This window comes from Pseudomonas danubii, from assembly GCF_042980055.1.
In the GTDB taxonomy this organism is placed as follows: domain Bacteria; phylum Pseudomonadota; class Gammaproteobacteria; order Pseudomonadales; family Pseudomonadaceae; genus Aquipseudomonas; species Aquipseudomonas danubii.
Window position 1 is genome coordinate 4,807,324 of record NZ_CP116502.1, and the last position, 22,381, is coordinate 4,829,704.

Annotated in this window: 15 protein-coding genes; 11 read left to right on the plus strand and 4 right to left on the minus strand. The window is 62.9% G+C overall.

All coding sequences use genetic code 11. The features are described 5' to 3' along the window. Window positions 1-167: 167 nt before the first annotated feature. The 7 genes from ccoG (at window position 168) to PFZ56_RS21710 (ending at window position 8,123) form a co-directional block, all read left to right on the plus strand. The gene (gene ccoG / locus PFZ56_RS21680; RefSeq protein WP_102863435.1) at window positions 168-1,583 is read left to right on the plus strand and encodes a cytochrome c oxidase accessory protein CcoG; all 1,416 of its coding nucleotides are present in this window, start codon (window positions 168-170) and stop codon (window positions 1,581-1,583) included. 155 nt (window positions 1,584-1,738) lie between these two features. After that, window positions 1,739-3,148, plus strand: a complete 1,410-nt coding sequence (mapR, locus tag PFZ56_RS21685; RefSeq protein WP_053151441.1) for a GntR family transcriptional regulator MpaR — start codon at window positions 1,739-1,741, stop codon at window positions 3,146-3,148. 798 nt (window positions 3,149-3,946) lie between these two features. Further along, on the plus strand, window positions 3,947-5,002 hold the full coding sequence (locus PFZ56_RS21690; protein WP_123390633.1) for a hypothetical protein: 1,056 nt from the start codon (window positions 3,947-3,949) through the stop codon (window positions 5,000-5,002). Window positions 5,003-5,016: 14 nt separating this feature from the next. Continuing rightward, window positions 5,017-5,817: a PoNe immunity protein domain-containing protein gene (locus PFZ56_RS21695; protein WP_170004404.1), complete on the plus strand. Its 801-nt coding sequence runs from the start codon at window positions 5,017-5,019 to the stop codon at window positions 5,815-5,817. A gap of 116 nt (window positions 5,818-5,933) precedes the next feature. Further along, a complete protein-coding gene (locus PFZ56_RS21700) occupies window positions 5,934-6,719 on the plus strand; it encodes a PoNe immunity protein domain-containing protein (protein WP_170004402.1) in 786 nt (261 codons plus the stop codon). Between the two features lie 14 nt (window positions 6,720-6,733). Continuing rightward, window positions 6,734-7,525, plus strand: a complete 792-nt coding sequence (locus PFZ56_RS21705) for a PoNe immunity protein domain-containing protein (protein WP_170004400.1) — start codon at window positions 6,734-6,736, stop codon at window positions 7,523-7,525. Window positions 7,526-7,568: 43 nt separating this feature from the next. Beyond that, window positions 7,569-8,123, plus strand: a complete 555-nt coding sequence (locus PFZ56_RS21710; RefSeq protein WP_170004398.1) for a hypothetical protein — start codon at window positions 7,569-7,571, stop codon at window positions 8,121-8,123. Between the two features lie 225 nt (window positions 8,124-8,348). On the opposite strand, the gene PFZ56_RS21715 is transcribed toward PFZ56_RS21710, so the two are convergent. Continuing rightward, window positions 8,349-9,095, minus strand: coding sequence for an SDR family oxidoreductase (locus PFZ56_RS21715; RefSeq protein WP_102879187.1), 747 nt, complete (start codon window positions 9,093-9,095; stop codon window positions 8,349-8,351). 138 nt (window positions 9,096-9,233) lie between these two features. After that, window positions 9,234-11,309 carry a bifunctional diguanylate cyclase/phosphodiesterase gene (locus PFZ56_RS21720; protein ID WP_110596848.1) on the minus strand — a complete coding sequence of 692 codons (2,076 nt, stop codon included), beginning with the start codon at window positions 11,307-11,309 and terminating at the stop codon, window positions 9,234-9,236. Window positions 11,310-11,671: 362 nt separating this feature from the next. On the opposite strand from PFZ56_RS21720, the gene tssI reads away from it, so the two are divergent. From tssI to PFZ56_RS21740, 4 genes are read left to right on the plus strand one after another with little or no spacing between them, the layout of a single operon-like run. Beyond that, window positions 11,672-13,744 carry a type VI secretion system tip protein VgrG gene (gene tssI / locus PFZ56_RS21725; RefSeq protein WP_170004396.1) on the plus strand — a complete coding sequence of 691 codons (2,073 nt, stop codon included), beginning with the start codon at window positions 11,672-11,674 and terminating at the stop codon, window positions 13,742-13,744. Then, window positions 13,741-14,589 carry a DUF4123 domain-containing protein gene (locus PFZ56_RS21730; RefSeq protein WP_170004394.1) on the plus strand — a complete coding sequence of 283 codons (849 nt, stop codon included), beginning with the start codon at window positions 13,741-13,743 and terminating at the stop codon, window positions 14,587-14,589. The genes tssI and PFZ56_RS21730 overlap by 4 nt, the downstream gene beginning before the upstream one ends. Beyond that, entirely contained in the window at window positions 14,586-15,380 is a 795-nt protein-coding gene (locus tag PFZ56_RS21735) for a hypothetical protein (protein WP_170004392.1), read from the plus strand. The genes PFZ56_RS21730 and PFZ56_RS21735 overlap by 4 nt, the downstream gene beginning before the upstream one ends. Next, entirely contained in the window at window positions 15,377-17,683 is a 2,307-nt protein-coding gene (locus PFZ56_RS21740) for a lipase family protein (RefSeq protein ID WP_170004390.1), read from the plus strand. Before PFZ56_RS21735 ends, PFZ56_RS21740 begins: the two co-directional genes overlap by 4 nt. A gap of 74 nt (window positions 17,684-17,757) precedes the next feature. On the opposite strand, the gene PFZ56_RS21745 is transcribed toward PFZ56_RS21740, so the two are convergent. Then, entirely contained in the window at window positions 17,758-19,251 is a 1,494-nt protein-coding gene (locus tag PFZ56_RS21745) for an efflux transporter outer membrane subunit (protein ID WP_102879181.1), read from the minus strand. Further along, window positions 19,248-22,355: an efflux RND transporter permease subunit gene (locus PFZ56_RS21750; RefSeq protein ID WP_394304446.1), complete on the minus strand. Its 3,108-nt coding sequence runs from the start codon at window positions 22,353-22,355 to the stop codon at window positions 19,248-19,250. Before PFZ56_RS21750 ends, PFZ56_RS21745 begins: the two co-directional genes overlap by 4 nt. Window positions 22,356-22,381: the final 26 nt, after the last annotated feature.

Here is a 22,381-nt window from a genome sequence, read left to right on the forward strand (position 1 = left end):
GCCCCTGCGGCCCTCCCTGGTGGCTCTTGAGGGGGTGCAGCAAGTTGTCGCAGGGGCACCGTAAAGGCTCATCTGATACGGTTTTTTATCAAATACCTGAGTCTGTTATGCAAACAGATCCGTGGTCATAGTTGCGCGGCCTGATGGAGGCTGATGAGCGAACGACCATGAGCGAAAGAATCCCCGTCCGATTAGTAGAGACCTTCGAACCTTCACCCCCTAAACAGATGAAGTCGAAGACCACCGACAAACACGTTTACACCCGCAGCTTCACCGGTTTGTTCCGTACCCTGCGCATGACCGGCGCAGGTTTCCTGTTCCTGCTGTTCTTCGGCACGGTCTGGTTGAACTGGGGCGGCCGCCAGGCGGTGCTCTGGGACCTGGCCGAAAGCAAGTTCCACATCTTCGGCGCAACCTTCTGGCCTCAGGACTTCATCCTCCTCTCGGCGCTGCTGATCATCTGCGCCTTCGGCCTGTTCGCCATCACGGTGTTCGCCGGCCGGGTCTGGTGCGGCTACACCTGCCCGCAAAGTTCATGGACCTGGCTGTTCATGTGGTGCGAGAAGGTCACTGAAGGTGAACGCAACCAGCGGATCAAGCTGCAAGCTGCGCCCTGGGGCCTGAACAAGCTGGCCCGCCGGGCCATGAAGCACACCTTGTGGCTGGGCATCAGCCTGCTCACCGGTCTGACCTTCGTTGGCTACTTCACCCCGATCCGCCCTCTGGCCCAGGAACTGCTGACCCTGCAGATCGGTGGCCTGAGTCTGTTCTGGGTGCTGTTCTTCGCTGCGGCCACCTACATCAACGCCGGCTGGCTGCGCGAGGCGGTGTGCATGCACATGTGCCCTTATGCGCGCTTCCAGAGCGTGATGTTCGACAAGGACACCTTGACCATCTCCTACAACCCGGTGCGCGGTGAAAGCCGCGGCCCGCGCAAGCGTGACGTCAAGCCCGCCGACGTCGGCCTGGGCGACTGCATCGACTGCCAGGTGTGCGTGCAGGTCTGCCCTACCGGCATCGACATTCGCGACGGCCTGCAGATGGAATGCATCGGCTGCGCCGCCTGCATCGACGCCTGCGACTCGATCATGGACAAGATGGGCTACGCCCGGGGCCTGATCGCCTACACCTCGGAACACCAACTGCAAGGGGGCAAGACTCACCTGCTGCGGCCGCGCCTGGTGGGCTACAGCGCGGTGCTGCTGGTGATGATCGGCGCCCTGGCCCTGGCCCTGGTACAACGGCCGATGGTGTCCCTGGACGTGAGCAAGGACCGTGGCCTGTTCCGCGAAAACGCCTTGGGGCAGATCGAGAACATCTACAGCCTGAAGATCATCAACAAGACCCAGGAGCGCCAGAACTACCGCCTGGCCCTGGTGGATGGCGATGGTTTCGAACTGCAGGGCAAGACCGAACTGAGCCTGGCCCCGGGCGAAATCACCGACCTGCCGGTCTCGGTGGCGATGACCCAGGACCGCCCACAAAGCAGCTCCCAGGCCATCAGCTTCAAGGTCGCCGACAGCGATGAGCCAAGCGTCTACGCCATCGCCAAAAGCCGTTTTGTTGCGCCGATGAACCGCTGAGCCTCTAGAATGCCGTGGCCAGGGAGCCTGCTGCCGTCCCTCGGCCACGGGAACCCTGTACTCGACGCCGCCACGGGCCCCACCCTGGCCGTCGAGCCCTCCCTTGCGAATCTGAACACCTAGACCCGATGACCAGACTGGATCTTGCACCGCAGATGAAACGCTACGAAAAATTCGCCGACGACATCGCCGAACTGATCCGCTCCGGGGTCCTGGGCCCTGGCCAGCGCGTGCCTTCGGTGCGCTACGCCAGCCAGACCTACGGGGTCAGCCCGTCAACCGTGTTTCAGGCCTATTACCTGCTGGAGCGTCGCGGCCTGATCCGTGCCCGCCCGCGCTCCGGCTACTTCGTCAATGCCCACGCACCGAGCCCGTTCTCCGAGCCGGTGATCAGCAGCGAAGTCAATGAATCCACCGAAGTCGATGTCAGCGAACTGGTGTTCTCGGTGCTCGACTCGATCAAGGACCCGAGCACCGTGCCCTTCGGCTCGGCCTTCCCCAGCCCGACCCTGTTCCCCTTGCAACGCCTGTCCCGCTCCCTGGCCAGCGCCAGCCGCGAGATGGACCCGCGGGTGGTGGTCACCGACATGTCCCCGGGCAACCCGCAACTGCGCCGCCAGATCGCCCTGCGCTACATGGTGGCCGGGCTGATGCTGCCCATGGAGGAGCTGCTGATCACCAACGGCGCCCTGGAGGCCCTGAACCTGTGCCTGCAGGCCGTGACCGAGCCCGGCGACCTGGTGGCCATCGAGGCCCCGGCCTTCTATGCCAGCCTGCAAGTGCTGGAACGGCTCAAGCTCAAGGCGGTGGAAATACCCGTGCACCCGCGAGACGGCATCGACCTTGGGGTCCTGGCCCAGACCCTGGAGCGGCACCCGATCAAGGCCTGCTGGTGCATGACCAACTTCCAGAACCCCATGGGCGCGAGCATGCCCGAGGCCAAGAAGCAGGAACTGGTGGAACTGCTGCGCCAGCATCAAGTGCCACTGATCGAAGACGACGTCTACGCCGAGCTGTACTACGGCCAGCAAGCGCCGAAACCGGCCAAGGCCTTCGACACCGAAGGCCTGGTGATGCACTGCGGCTCCTTCGCCAAGAGCCTGGCCCCCGGCTACCGCATCGGCTGGGTGGCCGCCGGGCGTTACGCGCAGAAAATCGAACGGTTGAAACTCATGACCTCGCTGTGCGCCTCGATGCCGGCCCAGGCGGCGATTGCCGACTATCTGCAGCACGGCGGCTACGACCGCCACCTGCGCAAACTGCGCTACGCCCTGGAAGAACAGCAGAGCGCCATGCTGGCGGCGATTGCCCGCTACTTCCCGGCGCAGACCCGGGTCAGCCAGCCGGCGGGCGGCTACTTCCTGTGGCTGGAACTGCCACCGCAGATGGACTCGTTGAAACTGTTCCAGATGGCCCTGGCCCAGGGCATCAGCATCGCCCCCGGGCCGATCTTTTCCCCGACCCAGCGCTTTCGCAACTGCATCCGCCTGAACTACGGCAGCCCCTGGAACGAAGCGGCGGAACAGGCCATGGAAACCCTGGGGCGGATCATCCGCTCCTTTTGAGTGGTGCGGCGCAGGGGGTAGCAGGTTTAGCGTCTGCTGCGCCGGAATGCCGCCCAAGCCGTTCGCAGCCTGCGGCAGCGTCTACACAAATCCCCGATCGACATTGGCCCTGTAGCCGCTGCTGAGCCACGGCGAAGCTGCGCAAAGGTCCGCAGGACCTTGCTTGGCGATCGCCTGCCGATCTTGAGCGGCCTTAAGATCCCCGCGTCTCCTGCGGAGCCGTTCGCAGCCTGCGGCAGCGGCTACACAACCCCGTTCGGCATTGGCCCTGTAGCCGCTGCTGAGCCACAGCGAAGCTGCGCAAAGGTCTTCGCCCCTGCCAAGAGCAACGCCGCCCTGTAAAGGACAAATGAAACAAGGCCGGCCGCCAGGCCGCCGTCTTGCTCTTGATCTTGATCTGAACGCCCCGTTAACCACGATGGCCGAACGCAGGCATTGAGCCGTGGGTAACCCGGCAGGACGCCGGGTTAGCCGCCACCCGGCCAGGGATGGCCGGTGGCGGCGGCCCACGGATCAATGCCGGAGTTCGGGCATGCCGAGCCTAGGCGAGGCACCGAGTGGAGGGGCAAAGCCCTTTGGTTACTTTGGGGCCCCAAAGTGACTCGCTGTAAGAGCGAAACCACCAGCCGCCCCACCCGCAGCAACGGATATCCCCCTCCCCCCCCACACAAAACCAAACGCCCCCCTCACCACAACAATGAACACCTCCCAACATAAAAAAACCGCCAAAGCACCTTGCCCCACCCCCTCAATTCATTCAGCATCCGCGCTCCAATTTTCCAGGGAAAGGAACACGTCATGGTCGAAGACCTGTATTACGACGACTACCCAGAGGCCAAGGCCGAACTGATCAAGGCCATCGAACGCGGCCGCCTGCCACTGCTGACCCAGGAACTCAACGCCTACGACTGCATCCAGGCGATCTTCGAACTGGACGCCATCAACAACCCCAAGGACGAGGAAGACGCCTTCTTCGACCTGGCCCTGGCCCTGATCGGCTGGATTCCCGGCCCCGGGCACGGCCTGAAGATCCTCCTGCGCCTGATCAACCGCGCGCCCCAGCGCCACGCCGAAAAGCTCTTCGACCTGATCCGCCACACCCTCTTGGCCTGCCGTCTGAAAACCAGCCCCGAACAGCTGCTGGAAAAGTGCCTGGACCCCGTGCGCCTGGCCGAAGAGCTGCCCGAGATCATCCGCGGCGTGAGCGCCTCCACCACCTTCAACGGCCTCACGCCCCAGCAGCAACGCCTGGTGCTGCACAACCTCAACGAAGCCTGCGAACACACCGACTTCCTCATGGTGACGGTGCAAGAGCGCATCGCCCCGTGGATCGCCGAACAGCGCAACAACTCGGCCGCCGCCCACAGCCGCGGCCCGGCCCTGCAGCCCAAGCCACAGTCCTCCCTGGAAGCCGGCACGCCAACCATCAACCGCGCTGCGCAGCCTGAAACCCGCGATGCCGCGCGCATCACCCGGGACGTCAACCAGGGTATGGAACAGCTCACCGGCGAAGACCACTGGCTGGAGCTGAACCTGCACTACCCCAACCTGGAACCGGTGTCCGGCGCCGCCTACCGAGTGATCTTCAGCGACGGCTCGCAAGCCGAAGGCAACCTTGACGAAGAGGGCTTCGCCCGCCTGGAGGGCATTCCTCCCGGTCCGGCCAAGGTGTATTACGGCGAAGACCCGCGCCCCTACCTGCGCCAACCGATCTCGGCCCTTCCCGCCAATGCGCAGCAGCTGGAAGAGGAACTGGAGCAGCTCGACCTGGAGCCGGCCGAAGTGGACCTGGCGACCCTGCTGCTGGAAACCTCGCAGCGCAAGGCGCCCTTCACCCTGATTCCCGTCTACTGAGACAAGGCGCCAAGATGAACCGCAGACAAGTGTTTCTCAGCCACGCCCATTACCACCGCTACCTGGAAAGCCTGGCGGGCACCGAAGCCCGCTGGCAGATGCACTCGATGACGGCCGACAGCCCCGAGCAAGAAGCCGCCCTCAAGGCCGCGGAAGTCAAGGACGCGCGCCTGCATCATCTGATCCTGAACTACACCGGCGGTGCGTCCATGGAGGCGTTGGCCCAGGAACTGGACGGGTTGATCGAGGGCTACGAGGACTACCAGCGCAAGCTGGGGCTTTGTGAAGAACTGCCGAATATCGCGCCGCTGAACATCGACGACTACCCCCACGATTACGAAGAATATGTACAGGTCATCAGCCTGTGCATCCTGCTGCAACGCGGCGACCTGCTGCCCCGGGTGGCGCTGTTGCAGGACCGTGCCGGCTACCATGCCGAGGACACCCTGATCGAGGATCTGCTCAAACCCTACCTGCCGGATCGCGCCGACCTCGATGAGTGGTACCACACCCTCTACTCGCCCCTGATCTGGGCGATCTACAGCGAAGACCCGGACGAACCTCGGGACCTGCTGGTGGAGTACTGCAACCAGTGGTACCAGTCCTTCGAGCACGCCTCGTGGTACGACAGCCACCTGGACATGGACGAGGGTGGTTACTACTTCGGCTACTGGGCCTTCGAGGCCGCGGCAGTGGCCTACCTGTATGGCCTGGACGACAGTGCGGTCAAGCACATGGTCTTCCCCCGGGACCTGCTCGACTACGCCCGGCGCTTTACCCCGCCGCCGATTCCCCAGCAGGCGGCGCAGGACTGAAACACGCCTCCTGCCGGCGATGAGTGCCCCATTCCATCCTCGATCCAACCCTGCGGGCCAGCCCACTCGCGGGCGCCCTTATCCCTGATTCGCGTCTACCGAGCCAAGGCACCGACATGAACCGCAGACAAGTGTTTCTCAGCCACAAGCAGTACCACGACTTCCTCGAAAGCCTGGCCGGCGAAGAGGCCCATTGGCAGGCCCATTCGATGATGTCCGACAGCCCCGAGCAGGAAGCCTCCCTCAAGGCCTCCAATGTGTGCCGCGCGCGCCTGCACCACCTGATCCTGGGCTACACCGGCGGCGCACCCATGGAGCAACTGGCCCGGGAGCTGGATGGGGTGATCGAAGGCTACGAGGACTACCAGCGCAAGATGGGGGTTTATGAAGAACGGCCGGATATCGCGCCGCTGAACATCCAGGACTACCCCGACGAGTACGAGGAATATGTCCAGGTCATCAGCCTGTGCATCCTGCTGCAACGCAGCGACCTGCTACCGCGTCTGGTGCTGCTGCAGGACCGTGCCGGCTTTGGCGGCCAGGACACCCTGATCGAGGACCTGCTCAAGGCCTACCTGCCGGATCGTGAAGACGTTGATCAGTGGTTCCACGACGTCTCCACGCCCCTGATCCGGGCCATCTACACCGAAGATCCGGATGAACCTCGGGAGCTGCTGGTGGAGTACTGCAACCAGTGGTACGAGGCGTTCGAACAGGCCCCATGGCACGACAGCCACCTGGACGGCGACGAGGGTTCCTACTTCGGCTACTGGGCCTTTGAAGCGGCTGCCGTGGCCTACCTGTATGGCCTGGACGACAGCGCGGTCAAGCACATGGTCTTCCCCCGGGAGATGCTCGACTACGCCCGGCGCTTTACCCCGCCGCCGATGCCCTTCCACTGAGACCAGGTACTGACATGCAACGCAGGCAAGTGTTTCTCGACCCGAAGCAGTACCACATCCTTCTGGAGTTCCTGGCGGGTACCGAAGCCCATTGGCAGACACATTCTATGGAAGAGGACTACCCCGGGCAGGAAGCCTCGCTCAAGGCCTATGAGGTCAAGCGAGCACGCCTGGACCATCTGATCCTGGGCTACACGGGCGGCAAGGCCATGCCGGAGCTGGCCCAGGAGCTGGACGCACTGATCGCCAGCTACGAGGAGCATCAGCGCACCTTGGCCCTGTGCAACGAGGTGCCCGATATCGCGCCGCTGAACATCGAGGACTACCTCGACCAGTACGAGGAGTACGTGCAGGTCATCAGCCTGTGCATCCTGCTGCAACGCCGCGACCTGCTGCCGCGCATGGTGGCGCTGCAGGACCGCGCCGGCTTCCACGCCGAGGACACCCTGGTCGAGGACCTGCTCAAGCCCTGCCTGCCGGGCCGCGCAGACATCGATGAGTGGTACCACCCGGTCTATACGCCGCTGATCAGGGCCATCTACGCCGATCAAGCGGACGAGGCCCGGGAGCTGCTGGTGGAGTACTGCGACCAGTGGTATGAAGCGTTCGAACAGGCCCCATGGCACGACTCCCACCTGGACGGTGAATCCTACTTCGGCTACTGGGCCTTTGAAGCCGCGGCAGTGGCCTACCTGTACGGCCTGGACGACAGCGCGGTCAAGCACATGATCTTCCCCCGGGAGATGCTCGACTACGCCCGGCGCTTTACCCCGCCGCCGATTCCCCAACAGCTGGCGCAGCACTGATAGACCGCGTTTACCGCCCCTGCTTAAAGGTTATGCATTGCCCATGAAATCCTGGATCAAGACCCTGCTGATCACCCTGCTCGCGGCCGCCCTGTGCCTGCTGTTCGCCCGCGTTGTGCTGCCCCCGCTGCTGGTGCAGCTGATACCGCCGAGCTGGGAAGGCGGCCCGTGGTTCTGGGTCAATCTGCTGCTGGCGGGTTTCCTGGCCGGGCTGGTGGTGGCGCCCCTGCTGCGGACCCGGCGTTACTACCCGGTGCCGCTGCTGCTTCTGCTGTCCGTCCTGGTGGTGGTCGGCAATTGGGCGCATAACCGCTGCAACGACGCTCAGCTGCAGGCCATCGAACAGCTGGAAAGGCGCAGCGCGAGCCATTCGAACCTGGGGTTCTCCAATGAGCAACCCACACCTTCGGCGCCTGTGGACGTAAGCAGCACACCCGGCGTCTGGGCCCATGAACAAGGCAATGGATATGGCTACAGCTGCACCCGCCCGGGGGAAACCCAGGGCTACCTGATGCCACAGTTGATGAGCTTTGGCATCAGCGTGCTGGGGCTGCTGCTGGCCCTGCTGATCGGCCCCGGCCGCCGCCGCGCCCGCTGAGAAAACCGTAGGAGCTGGCTTGCCAGCGAAGGCGTCCGCAAGCGCGGTGCAAGACTCAAGGGCCTCTTCGCCGGCAAGCCGGCTCCTACACGGCAGATCACAAACTCGGAGGGGGCTGTAGGAGCTGGCTTGCCAGCGAAGGCGCCTGCGAGGTCGGCGCAAGGCTTGAGGGCCCCTTCGCCGGCACGCCGGCTCCTACGGGATAGGCCGCAGACTTGCGGGGGCTCAGCGGCCGCCGCCCAGGTCGACGAAGGTGCCGGTGGCGTAGGAAGCCTTGTCGGACAGCAGCCAGAGAATGGCTTCGGCCACTTCGTCGGGACGTCCGCCACGCCCCATGGGAATCGCCGACTCCAGTTTGCTGACCCGGTCGGCATCGCCGCTCAGGGCATGAAAATCGGTGTAGATGTAACCCGGGCGCACCGCATTGACGCGGATGCCCTCGCCCGCCACTTCCTTGGACAGACCGATGGTAAAGGTGTCCAGCGCGCCCTTGGAGGCGGCGTAGTCGACGTACTCGCCGGGAGCCCCCAGGCGCGCGGCAACCGACGACACGTTGACGATGCTGCCACCCTGCCCGCCATGGCGCGGCGACATGCGCAGCACCGCGTGCTTGGCGCAGAGGATCGGCCCCATGACATTGGTCTTCATGATCTTCTGGATACGGAATTCGGACATTTCGTCGAGACGGGACTTGTGCCCTACGGTGCCAGCGTTGTTGACCAGGGCAGTGACCCGGCCCAGTTCGTTGTCGACGCGGTGAAACAGGCCAATGACCTCGTCCTCGATGCTGACATCGGCCCGCACCGCAATGGCCTGGGCGCCCAGGGCACGGACCTGCTCCAGAACCTGCTGAGCCGACTGTTCGTCGGCCTGATAGTTGATGCACACCTTGAAACCCTGCTGAGCAGCCAGCAACGCCGTGGCTGCGCCGATTCCCCGCCCGCCACCGGTGATGACGATGACTTTGTCCATGCTGCCGACTCCCTGACTGATCGTTTCAACGCCCGTCATTAAACACTGCACCGGCAGCGATGAAAACCGCAGTGACATCAATCAGCCCCTATCCAAAGGTCGCAGGAACTGCAGCCAGGGATACGGTCAGGGCCCTGCTCAGGACTTGTGTTCAGCCAGCTGAATGCCCTGCATGAAGCCTTCGGGCGGCAATGGCTGGCCCAGGTAATAGCCCTGCAACGAATCGCAGCCCAGTTGGGTGAGGAAGGTCTGCTGCACCCCGGTTTCCACCCCCTCGGCGACGATGCGCAGGCCCAGGGCCTGCCCCAGGGCGACAATCGCCGAGACGATGGCGGCGTCGTCGCTGTCGTGCTCCAGGTCGCGGACAAAGCCACGGTCGATCTTCAGCTCGTTGGCCGGCAGGCGCTTGAGGTACATCAGGCTCGAATAGCCGGTGCCGAAGTCGTCGATGGACAGGTCCACCCCCATGTCCGCCAACTGCTGCAGGACGATCATGCTGACGTCGGCGTCGTTCATCGCCGTGGTCTCGGTGATCTCCAGGGTCAGGTTATTGGCCGGCAACTGGTAGCGCTGCAGGGCCTCCTGCACGCTCTTGACCAGCCCCACGTGACAGAACTGCAGGGCCGAGAGGTTCACCGCGATCCGCCAGTGGGTATAGCCCAGGACATACCACTCGCGCATCTGTCGGCAGGCTTCCTGCAGCACCCAGTCGCCGATGGCGATGATCAGCCCGCTCTTCTCCGCCAGTTCGATGAACTTGTCCGGCAGCAGCAGGCCGTGCTGCGGATGTTCCCAGCGCAACAGGGCCTCGGCCCCCACCGGACGACCGTTGCTGGCATCGAACTTGGGTTGGTAATACAGGCGGAACTGCTGATGCTCCAGGGCATTGCGCAGGTCCTGAAGCAACTGCAGTTGACGCCGGGCGTTGGTGTTCATCGAAGCGTCGAAAAAGCTGTAGCCGTTCTTGCCGGTGGCCTTGGCGTGATACATGGCCGCGTCGGCATTCATCAACAGTTCCTGGGCGGTCAGGCCATTGCCCGGATACACCGCGATGCCGATGCTGGCGGAGATCTGCAAATCGTGGTCGGCCACGCGGAACGAACGGGACACCAGGCCCACCTGGCGTGCCGCCAGCCGCAGGGCATCTTCCGGCTCGCCGAGCTGTACCAGCAGCACGAACTCGTCGCCACCGATCCGCGCCAGGGTGTCCTCAGTGCGCAGGTCCTCGCGCAGGCGCTGGGCCACTTCTCGCAGCAACTGGTCGCCCATGTGGTGACCGAAGGCGTCATTGACCGGCTTGAAGCCGTCCAGATCGATGAACATCAGCGCAAAGCAGCCACCATGGGCGGTGACCCGGTGCATGGCCTGATCGATGCGGTCCGCCAGCAGGATGCGATTGGGCAGCCCGGTCAGGGTGTCGTGCAGGGCCAGCTGGGTCAGTTCTTTGTTGGCCTCGGTCAAGGACTGCGCCAGCACTGCGGTGCGGGCTTCCAGGCGCGCATCCAGCACCGAGGTCAGCAAGGCAATGATCAGCACCGCCAGGGTGGTGATCAGCACCAGATTGTCCAGGCCGTTGCCGCTCAAGCCACTGCCCAGCGCACCGCAGAAGCTGCCATCGGCGAAACGCGCCGCGGCCATGCCGGTGTAGTGCATACCGACAATGGCAAAGCCCATCACAATCGCCGCGCCGGTACGGGCAAGACGCACATGGGGCGTGTTCTGGCGCAGGCGAAAGGCGATCCACAGCGCCGCCAGCGAAGCACCAAAGGCAATCAGCAACGAGGCGCTGAACAGGCTCGGGTCGTAGTCGATACCCGGCTGCATGCGCATGGCCGCCATGCCGGTGTAGTGCATGCCGCTGATGCCGGTGCCCATGATCAAGGCACCGAACAGCAATTGCCCCAGCGGCAGGCGCGGCTGGCTCACCAGCCACAGGGCAAAACCGCAGGACAGGATCGAGATCAGCAGGGACAAGGCGGTTAGCGCAATGTCATAGCCCAGCGCCACAGGCAGTTCGAAGGCGAGCATGCCGATAAAGTGCATCGACCACACACCAACGCCCATGGCCAGGGCTCCGCCGCACATCCATAGATAGGCTGCACGGCCTTTGGTGGTGGCAATGCGACCGGTGAGATCAAGGGCGGTATAGGAAGCGAGGATCGCCACGAAAATGGAAATCACGACCAGTGCGGGGGAGTAACTACCGATGAGCATGGGGCATCTCTTGGTCGTTGTGCCGACAGTTTGCTCGGCGGGAAAAAGCGCAGATTGTACTGATTGCGTAGAAGAACGCATCTACAAAGTGAGCAAAAAGCCAGTAGCCAGACAGAACGTCTGGCACGGGCCCTTGATGCCCCTACAGGCCTTGTGGGCAAAGGCTTTGCGCGCTTTGAGCCGTGCCTCCGGCCAGAGTCTGGATCAGGCCTAGCTCCAGCTTCGCTTTTTACTACAGGAACCAGAGCACTTTCGCCTGAACCTCAAGAATCATCCCATAGTCAGCGCCCCCCCCTCTCTCTAGCATCTGCGGGTAGCGTTCTCCCAAGCTTTTTTACCCCCTCCAGCTTAAGGACAAGCTCATGTTCGCACCTGCCCATTTCGCGCGCTTCGAACTGCTTATTCCCGCCGTCCGCCACGATTTCCAAGTACTGGCCTTTGATGGCCTTGAAGCCATCAGCGCCTTGTATGCGATCCACGTTGAGCTGGTCAGCGAAAACCCCGATTTCGATCTGCAAAGCCTGCTTTGCCAGCCCGCGTTTCTGCGCTTTGGCCTCAACGGCGAGGGCCTGCATGGCCGCATCGAAGAGGTCAGGGTCGGCGAGTCCGGCAGGCGCCTGACCCATTACCACCTGACCCTGGTGCCAGCACTTTATTATCTGCAGTTCAGCCACAACCAGCGGATTTTCCAGCACCTGACGGTGCCGCAGATCGTGGCTCAAGTGCTCCAGGAACATGGCATTTTGCCGGATGTGTTTACCTTTCATATCGGCAATGCCCCACAGCGCGAATACTGCACCCAATACGCTGAAAGCGATTTTGAGTTCATCCAGCGCCTGTGCGCCGAAGAGGGCATCGCCTGGCACCACCAGCACTCGATCGATGATCACCTGCTGGTGTTTAGCGAGGATCAGACCTGGTTCCCCAAGCTCGGCGTCACGCCCTATCAACCCGGCAGTGGCAGCGTCGCCGATCACCCGGTAATCAGCCGTTTTTCTCAGCGTTTCAGCACCCGTACCGCTGCGGTCACCCGCCGTGACTATGACCTTGAGCGGCCAAGCCGTTTGCTGGAAAGCCAGGACGCCTGCCAACAGGGCCCGTTGCTGGAGGACTATCGCTATCCGTTGTCGATGCCGACCGAGGCACGTGGCAAGCATCTCACCCAACGCGCCCTGGAAAGTCATCGCGTCGACTACCAGTTGGCCGAAGGCGAGAGTGATCAGCCGACCTTGCGCAGCGGCCACTTCTTGACCTTGGCCGGGCACCCGCGCCAAGCCTGCAACGATTTGTGGCTGCTGCTCAGCGTTCATCACACCGGCAAGCAGCCTCAGGTACTTGAAGAAGTGATGAGCGGCGACGCTTCTGAAGCGGAGTTCACCCAGGGTTATCGCAATCATTTCAGCGCCATTCCCTGGGACGTGCCTTATCGCCCGCCATTGCCGGCCCGCAGACCCCTGCTGGTGAGCCAGACCGCACGGGTTACGGGGCCTTTGGGCCATGAAATTTTCTGTGATGCCCATGGTCGGGTCCGCGTCGAACTGCCCTGGGACCGAGCAGAACTCAATAGCGACAAAAGCAGTTGCTGGTTGCGGGTTTCATCCAGTTGGGCCGGGGAGCATTTTGGTGCGGTGACCATTCCCCGGATCGGCATGGAGGTGGTGGTGACCTACCTTGAAGGCGATCCCGACCAGCCCTTGATCACCGGTTGTGTGGTCAACAAGGCGACTGCGGTGCCTTATCCCTTGCCGGCGAACCAAAGCCGCACCGTGCTGCGTAGCCACAGCACGCCCAACAGTGGCGGCTACAACGAACTGATGATCGAGGACCGGGCCGGACAGGAGAAGATCTTCCTGCGGGCGCAACGGGATCTCGAACAACTGATCCTCAACGACAGCGACACCCGCATTGGCCACTCGCGTCGTGAGCAAATCACCCAGGACAGCCATAGCCTGATCGGCAACGACCGTTCCGAGCAGGTCGATGGCAACAGCTCAAGCCTGATCCAGGGCGATGAAACCCACACCACCCAAGGCGCGCGCAACACCGCGATTGTCGGTGATGAGCTGCTCTCCATCAGCGGCAACGCCAGCACCACTGCTGCGGGGACTTTGGTGATCCAGGCAGGCGCCCAGGCCCGGGTCAACGCCGCCAACGTAGTGATCGATGCCGGTACGAGCCTGACCCTTCAGGCGGGTGGGCAGCATATTGTCATCAGCTCGGGCGGGATCTTCAGCAGCGTGCCGATTGTGGTTGGGGGGGCGCCGTTGGCGGGTATCGCACCGCTGCAAGCACTGCAAGCCTTGGCAGGAACACCCCAAGCAATTATCGATAACCCGCTGTCCATCGTGCGCGCGAGCAAGCAACAAGCCGTGGATTTTTGCCCATTATGCGAAGCCTGTAGCGACGGGCTCTGCGCCAGAGGAGAGATGGCGTGAATACGCCCGAGCAATGGTTGCAAGAGCAGGCCCGGTTGGGCCGTTGTCTCTATCTGATGCTGGACTCCGATGGTCAGATGCCAGAGCGCAATGCCCTGGTAGCTGAATGGGGCGACGACCGCTGCCGCGCGGTTTATCTCGGTACCCCAGCGCATTCACTGGCCAGCGCTGGGCCCTACCTGTTTCACATTCAGCGGATAGACCATCCAATACTGATGGCCCTGCTCAAGGCGCCTGAAACTGATTGGGGCTGGCTGGCCAGTGGTTCGGGCACGGACCTGGAGACCCTGACCCAGCATTGGCGCGACCGACTGGTCACGGGCGAGCCGTCGAATCAAGTCCTTTACCGTTTTCATGACAATCGCGTGCTGGGGCGAGCCCTGACGTGTCTACCGCCCGAACATTTCCCCGGTTACCTTGGGCCTATCGCCAGCCTGTGCTACTGGCAGGTCGAGCAATGGCAGGTCAGCGACAACCCCGATCCTGGGGTTCACCCGCTGCCATCCGAGCCTGCGTGGCTCAACTTGGCCACTCCACAGGCTATCTACAACGCCGTGCAGTTCGACAACATCCGGCGCTATCTCATGCGTGAGTACACGGAGCCTTTGGTGGCGCTGGCCGAGCAGCAGAACATCGACGTCTGGTTGCGTACTCAGCTCGATTTGGCCCGCACCTGGGATTGGCGCGAGCCCGAAGCAATCTATTTTCTGCTGACTCAGAGCTTGTACGCGGCGGATTATGCGCCGCCTGAATCCTGGCGCCCCAAGCCCAGTGAAACCCCGGCGCAGCATTTCGCACGCCTCTACCAGGAAGCGTTGTATTGGCAGGGAGAACAGCCATTATGAAAACGCCCCTCCAACGGCTGTTACTTGGAGCTTGTCTGGCTTTGGCCAGCGGTTGCTCAGCCATGGGCTCCTCAGACAGTTTTACCTTGAGTGCCGACTTGCCCGCCGACTTTGCCTATGTCGCGACTGTGACCTATGTCCCTGCCTGGGGCCAGAATTGCACCTTGGGTAAAGGGGACAATATGACCCCGCAGTTCAACCGTGAGTGGCGCACTCAATACAAACCCGATGCGCAGATCGCCATACGCCGAATCAGCAAAGGCTGTGAATTGCTGCTGTATCGCATCGAGTTGGATATCAACGCGACTTACGGCAAGGATTGGGGGGACATCGGTGGTGATTCTGCGGCAATCGCAGTGCGTGAAAACTTGAGCAGTGCTGATAAGGGCACCTTCAACGCTGCCGGTGAAAGTGAAATCCTGGGTCAGTGCCAGTGGTTGTTTCGGACGATTGGCCCTAAGCGCTACATCACGAAAATCCTCACCTGCAAAAGCACCGATGCCCAAGGCAACGTGACCCGAGGGCAGCCCTTCGCGGCTTACACCCTGGACCAACTGCCGGGTAAAACCGTGCGTTTGAAGATCAAGTTGGCGGCTGAGGAAAGACCCGGTTGGGGAGATACGTGGGTCAAGGTACCCGGCGGCTGGAAACGCTGCATGGGCAAAAACTTTGAAGATCAGCGTGCTTACTGCAATGGCAACTACACCGACTTCAGCACCTTCAGAATGCCCGATGGCCGTATTTGCAGCATTTACCCTGGCTGCAGTGAAAACAAGGAAGTGAGCCCATGAGCTTCAAGTCTTTACCGCCCGGTGACGGCCCCTCCATGGAGGGACGTATGTACACCTGCCCGTTGCGCGGCCAGGCGACCAGTTTTCAGTTGGTGGATGAGTTCGGTGACGGTCAGCCTTATGCGGGGCTGGCCTATGAGGTGACCGATTACGAAGATGTCACCTATACCGGCAGACTGGATGCCAACGGTGTGGGTCGTGTAGAGGATCATTACTGTGGCCCGGTGCTGCTAAAACTAAGCCAGCCTTATAAAGGTGGGGATGAACTATATAAGGATTTAAGAAATAGGCCTCACTACCCCCTCCCCATCACCGAGTTACAAGTCCGTGCCGAGAGCACCCGGTTTTTCAACAAGGATGGGGCTCGTACTCGCAGCAACCCGGCACAAGCCAAGGCTGGCAGTTTTTATCAGGTCGAAGTGGGTGAGCTGGTGGAACATGACGCCCACCTGCCACCTATGGTCGAGCGACACTTCCCCCCCAATCGGCATGTGTACTCGCTGTTTCGACAGCCGCCCCAGGCCACGGGTTTCCTCGATGGCGGGGCCGCGCAGGGCGACAGGTCGAGCGACAATGCAATGGCTGACCTGGGGTTTGCCCCGCCGGCGCCCAAGGTGCAGGGCATCGCCTTGCTGCCCAACCGCCACCATGTGCTGGAGGTCCGCCCGCTGCGGGCCTTGCGGCCGATGCTGTCGACCGGCGCGCAGTTTTGCGCGCTCAACCTCTACCAACTGGCGCTGCTGGCGACCTTGAGTTACAGCGGGTTTGGTCAAGAGCCGCGCTTTCACCCGGTGGATAGCCCGCGAGTGAGTTTTCCGGAGCAACCCAGCAGCGGTAACTGGTTTGGCGCCGTGCTGCCGACCTTTGCCGAGTTGTGGCAGGTCGATGCCGACCAGGCCGGCGGCAAAGCCTATTACCCGCTGTATGAAGAGGTGCCTTACTCCAGGCGCCTGGAAATTGTCCCGTTCGACCCGCAGTTGTACCCCGAGGTCAATCACCCGAGTCTGGGCGAAGCCCAGGAAAACCCGGCCAACATCCATTTCTTTGATGATGCCAATAAGCCTGAGGGGACGGACACCCAAGCCTACATCACCCATCACGAAGAGCTGATTCTGATCGCTGTGCGCGGCACGGCGGAAAAGGCCGATGCGTTGCGTGATATGGACGCCGAGCAAGTGCCTTTCGAGGAGGGCGAAGGCAAGGTGCATAACGGCTTTTATGGCGCGGCCAAGGCGCTTCGTGAGTTTGTTGTCCGCTATCTGGACAAGTTCTACAGCGGGCAAAAGCTAGTGATCACCGGGCACAGCTTGGGCGGGGCCGTGGCGCTGATACTCTCCGAGATGCTGCGGCGGAGTAAGCGCTACGAAGCGAATATTCTGCTCTACACCTATGGCAGCCCAAGGGTCGGCGATACCCGATTTGTCAGCGGCGCCGAAGCCCTGGTGCACCACCGCTTCGTCAATCATAACGATCCGGTACCAAGTGTCCCCGCCACCTGGATGAGCACTTCCAAGCCCAAGGTGCTGGCGGCGCGTGGGGCGGTGACGGTATTCAATGCTCCGGTGGGCTTGACGTTGTTCATTACCGGGTTGATCAATTTTACCGGCGAGCCCTACGCCCACCACGGCACGTTGCGCCACTTCCTGCCGGTGGATTTTGGCGCAGGGCGCAAGTCAGCGATTCTCTGGGCGCCGGGTTGTAGCACCATTCTCGATCAGGGCTGTGCCAGGGTCTTGCAGGAAATCGATGGCCTGCCGGTGCGTGGCTCGCTCCTGCGGCAACTGCTGGATAACGCCGATCACAAGATGGTCGTCAGCTATATCCCTCACTGCTGGGCCACCCTGCGCCGTTGGCAGGAGTCACAGGTGTTCCAACGCCCCTTGGTGACCGAGCGGGAGCTCAGTCGGGTCGACGGGGCATTGGCCAGTATCACCCAGCAATTGCGTGATCTGGACCGCAGCCTGTGGGGACGGCCCGATGCCTACCTGCGTTCTCAACAAAGCGTGCTCGCTGTCGACCGGCTGCGCACTGAAATCAATGCACTGAGCATGACTCGCCAACGCCTGCGTGAGTTGAGCGTTACCAGGATCGACGAAAGCGATGTGTACGGTGCTTTCGCCGGTCAAACGCAATTGCTGGCCGAAGGCCTGCCGCGTTGGCTGGATCACCCGGAAAACACCGTGCAGGAGCAATTGGCGATGATGGCGCCGCCAGTCGACGACTCTGAACAAGCGATAGCCGAGTTGCTGGGCGGCCATGTAGCGGGAGCGCCCTACGATCTGGATATCGATTCACTCATTTGAAACCCATTGCAGCTCGTCGCAGGGCCTTGCCTTGCAAGGGTGGCGGGAAGCGGGTTCGCTAGCTTCCCCCGGGCCTATTTCTGCTCTTCGCCCTGCACCTGACCATCCCAGCCACCCCCCAGCGCGGCGATCAATTGCACGCTGGCAATCAGCCGGCTCTGCAGCAGGCTGAGGACGCTGCGTTCGTTGCTCAGGGCAGTGGCCTGGCTGGTGACCACGTCCAGGTAAGCGATCAATCCGGCCTTGTACTGGTTCTCGGTCAGGCGCAGGGCCTCACGCGCCGAATCCAGGGCCTGCTGGCGCACCTGGGCTTCGTCTTCCAGAACCTTGAGCTGGATCATGTAGTTCTCCACCTCGCGGAAACCGTCGAGCACAGTCTGTCGGTACTTGGCCACGGTCTGGTCGTAGGCGGCTTCAGTGCGATCCACTTCCGCCGAGCGCTGGCCACCATCGAACAGGGTCATGGCCAGTTTCGGCCCCACTGACCAGAACCGGTTCGGCACGCTGATCCAGTCGGCGTAGGTACTGCTGCTGTAGCCTCCGGCCAGGCTCAGGGTCAGGTCCGGGTAATAGGCGGCCTTGGCCACGCCGATATTGGCGTTGGCCGCGATCACCGAACGCTCCGCCGAGGCGATGTCCGGACGCCGCTCCAGCAACTGCGAGGGCAGCGCCAGGGGCACCTGGGGCAGCGCCGGAATCTGCGAGGTTTCTGCCAGGTTGAACTGTGCTGGCGGCACGCCGATCAACACCGCGATGGCGTTCTCGAACTGCGCCCGCTGCCAGATCAGGTCGATCAGGTCGGCCTGGGTGCTTTTGAGCTGGGTCTGGGCCTGGGCCACCGCATCCTTGCCGGACACCCCGGCCTGATACTGGTTCTGGGTCATGGTCAGGGAGCGCTGGTAAGCCGCCACCGTGGCTTCAAGCAAGCGCTTCTGCTCATCGATCACCCGCAGTTGCAGGTAGTTCTGCACCAGCTCCGACTGCTGGCTCAGGCGCATGGCCGCCAGATCGGCGAAGCTCGCCTCGGCACTGGCTTGGTTGGCCTCCAGGCCGCGGCGCAGCTTGCCCCAGATGTCCGCCTCCCAGCTCACCCCCAATTGGGTGTTGTAGGTGTCACGAATGCCGCTGCTGGAACTGCTCAGCCCCGAGTTGCTGCTGCCGGTGCCCTGGCTGGCCCGGGTCTTGCCGGCGCTCAAGTCGACACTGGGAAAGAACGCCCCCCGGGAGCTGCGCACCAGGGCCTGGGCCTGACGGTATTGCGCTTCCGATTGGGCGACGCTCTGGTTGGAGTTGTTGAGCTTCTCGATCAGGCCATTGAGCTGGGTGTCGCCGTACAGCTCCCACCAGGCGCCACGGGCCAGGGCATCGCTGGGGTTGGCCTGACGCCAGCCCTGGGCCTCCTTGTACTGCACCGGTTCGGCCACCTGGGGCCGCTGATAGTCGGGACCGATGGCGCAGGCACTGAGCAGCGCCACGCACAGGCCCAGGCTCAAGGCCCGAGAACCCCGGGCCATGGCCAGGCGCTGGGCGGACAGCGGAGAAACAGGACGGGACGATTGGTCGGTCATAGCGGCGTTTCCAGAGCGGCATCGGTACGGACCCCACGCCAGTGGTTGAACTTGTGGCGCAGGCGATCGAGGTAGAGGTAGACCACCGGGGTGGTGTAAAGGGTCAGGATCTGGCTGAAGACCAGGCCGCCAATGATGGTCAGGCCCAGGGGCTGGCGCATTTCCGAGCCTTCGGCGTTGCCCAGCAACAAGGGCAAGGCACCCAGGATCGCCGCCAGGGTGGTCATCAGGATCGGCCGCAGGCGTTGCAGGCAGGCACTGCGGATCGATTGCAGCGGGTCCAGGCCCTGGTGGCGCTCCAGTTGCAGCGCCAGGTCGATCATCAGGATCGCGTTCTTCTTCACCACCCCGATCAGCAGGAACAGCCCCAGCAGCGAGATCAGGCTGAACTCGCCGCCCAGCACGTAGATCGAGAGCAAGGCGCCGACCCCGGCCGACGGCAGGGTGGAGAGGATGGTCAGCGGGTGAATGTAGCTTTCATAGAGCACCCCAAGCACCAGGTACACCGCCAGCAATGCCCCGAGAATCATGAACGGCTGGCTCTTCTGGGTGGCGGCGAAGGCGTCGGCGGTGCCGGCCATCTTGACGATCACGTCCTCGGGCATGCCCAGCTTGGCAATCGCCCGCTCGATGGCCGCGGTGCCCTGCTCCACCGTCACGCCTTCGGCCATGTCGAAGGAAATGCTTTCCGAGGCGAACTGCCCTTCGTGGCTGACCCGGTCGTCTTCCAGGCTGTTTTCATAGTGGGCGATGGTCGACAAGGGAATCCGCGCGCCCTCGCTGGTGATCACCTGCACCTGATTCAGGGTAATCGGGTCCCGGGCGTATTTCGGGTTGACCTCCATCACCACCTGATACTGGTTGAGGCTGTCGTAGATGGTGGAGATCTGCCGCTGGCTGTAGGCGTTGTTGAGCACGGCGGTGACCATGTCCATGTCCACCCCCAGGCGCTTGGCCTGGTCACGGTCGACGATCAGAGTCACTTGCTGGGCGCCGTGGCCTTCGCGGGCGTCGATGGCGGTCAGCTCAGGCAAGGCGCGCAGCGCGGTCACCACTTTCGGGTACCACTGGCGCAGCTCGCCCAGGTCGCCGCTTTGCAGGATGTAGGAGTACTGCGAGGTGGTCTGCTCGCGGCCGCCGCCGAACTGCAGGTCCTGGTCGGCCATCAGCATCAGTTGCGCGCCGGGCACCTTGGGCATTTCCTTGCGCAAACGCTCGATGACCTTCTGCGCCGAGATGTCGCGCTCCTTGATCGGCTTGAGGCGCACCAGCATGAAGGCGTTGTTGGTGCCGTTGCTGCCGCCGATAAAGCCGGCCACGCTTTCCACCGCGGCGTCCTTGAGCACCGCGCGGCGGAAGATCTCCATCTTCGGCTGCATCACGCTGAAGGACAGGCCGTCGTCGCCGCGCACGAAGCCGATCAACTGGCCGGTGTCCTGCTGCGGCATGAAGGTCTTGGGCACCACCACGTACAGGGCCACGTTGACGCCGATGGTGACCAGCAGGCTGAGCAGGGTCAGGCGCTTGTGCCGCAGCACCCAGTCCAGGCTGGTGGCGTACTTGCCCACCATCCACTCGTTGCTGCGCCGGCTCCAGCGTTGCAAGGCGTTTTCCTGGCCCGGGGTGTGGGGCTTGAGCCAACGGGCGCAGAGCATCGGGGTCAGGGTCAGGGACACCACCAGGGACACCACGATGGCCGCTGCCAGGGTGATGGAGAACTCACGAAATAGGCTCTCGATGATCCCGCCCATGAACAGGATCGACAGGAACACCGCCACCAGCGATACGTTCATCGACAGCAGGGTGAAGCCCACCTCCTTGGCCCCCAGGTACGCCGCCTTCATCGGCGCGACACCTTCGTCGATGTGCCGGGAAATGTTCTCCAGGACCACGATGGCGTCGTCCACCACCAGCCCGGTGGCGAGGATCAGCGCCATCAGCGACAGGTTGTTCAGGGAGAACCCGTACAGGTACATGATGGCGAACGTGCCCACCAGGGACACCGGCACCGCCAGGGTCGGGATCACCGACGCGCGGAAATTGCCAAGGAACAGGAACACCACCAGGATCACCAGGGCCACGGCGATCAACAGGGTCATCTCCGCCTCGTGCAGGGTGGCCTTGATCACCGGCGAGCGGTCCATGGCCAGGTTGAGCTTGACGCTGGCCGGCAGCACCGCCTGCAACGCCGGCAACTGGGCCTTGATCTCGTTCACCGTCTCGATGATGTTGGCCCCGGCCTGACGGTTGATCACCAGCAGCACCGCCGCATCGTCGTTGAAGAAACCGCTGTTATAGCGGTCTTCCACGCCGTCGCTGACCTTGGCCACGTCTTTCAGACGCAGGGCCGCACCGTCCTTGTAGTGGATGATCAGCGGCTCGTAGTCGCGGGCCTTTTCCAGCTGATCGTTGGCCTGGATCTGCCACAGCCGCTGCTCGTCCTCCACCGACCCCTTGGGCCGACGCTGGTTGGCGTTGGCAATGGCGTTGCGCACGTCGTCCAGGGCCACGCCGTACTGGTTGAGCAACTGCGGCTCCAGCTCGATGCGCACCGCCGGCAAGGAGCTGCCGCCGATCTGCACTTCGCCCACGCCCTGCACCTGGGACAGGCTCTGGGACAGGATGGTCGAGGCCAGGTCGTAGAGCTGGCCCTTCTCCAGCACATCGGAGGTCAGCGACAGCACCATGATCGGCGCCTGGGACGGGTTGACCTTCTTGTAGGTGGGCATGCTGCGCATGCCGCTGGGCAGCAGGTTGCGCGAGGCGTTGATGGCCGCCTGCACTTCCCGGGCTGCGCCATTGATGTCGCGGTCCAGGTCGAACTGCAGGATCACCCGGGTCGAGCCCTGGCTGGAGCGGCTGCTCATGGTGTTGACCCCGGCAATCGCGCCGAACGAGCGCTCAAGCGGCGTGGCCACGGTGGACGCCATGACCTCGGGGCTGGCCCCGGGCAGGCTGGCCTGGACCACGATCACCGGGAAATCCATCTGCGGCAGCGGCGACACCGGCAGCAGGCCGAAGCTGACCCCGCCCAGCAGCATGATCGCCAACGACAGCAGCATGGTCGCCACCGGGCGTTTGATGAAAGGTCCGGACAGGTTCATGGCTGAACGCCCCGGGCTGGAGGCTG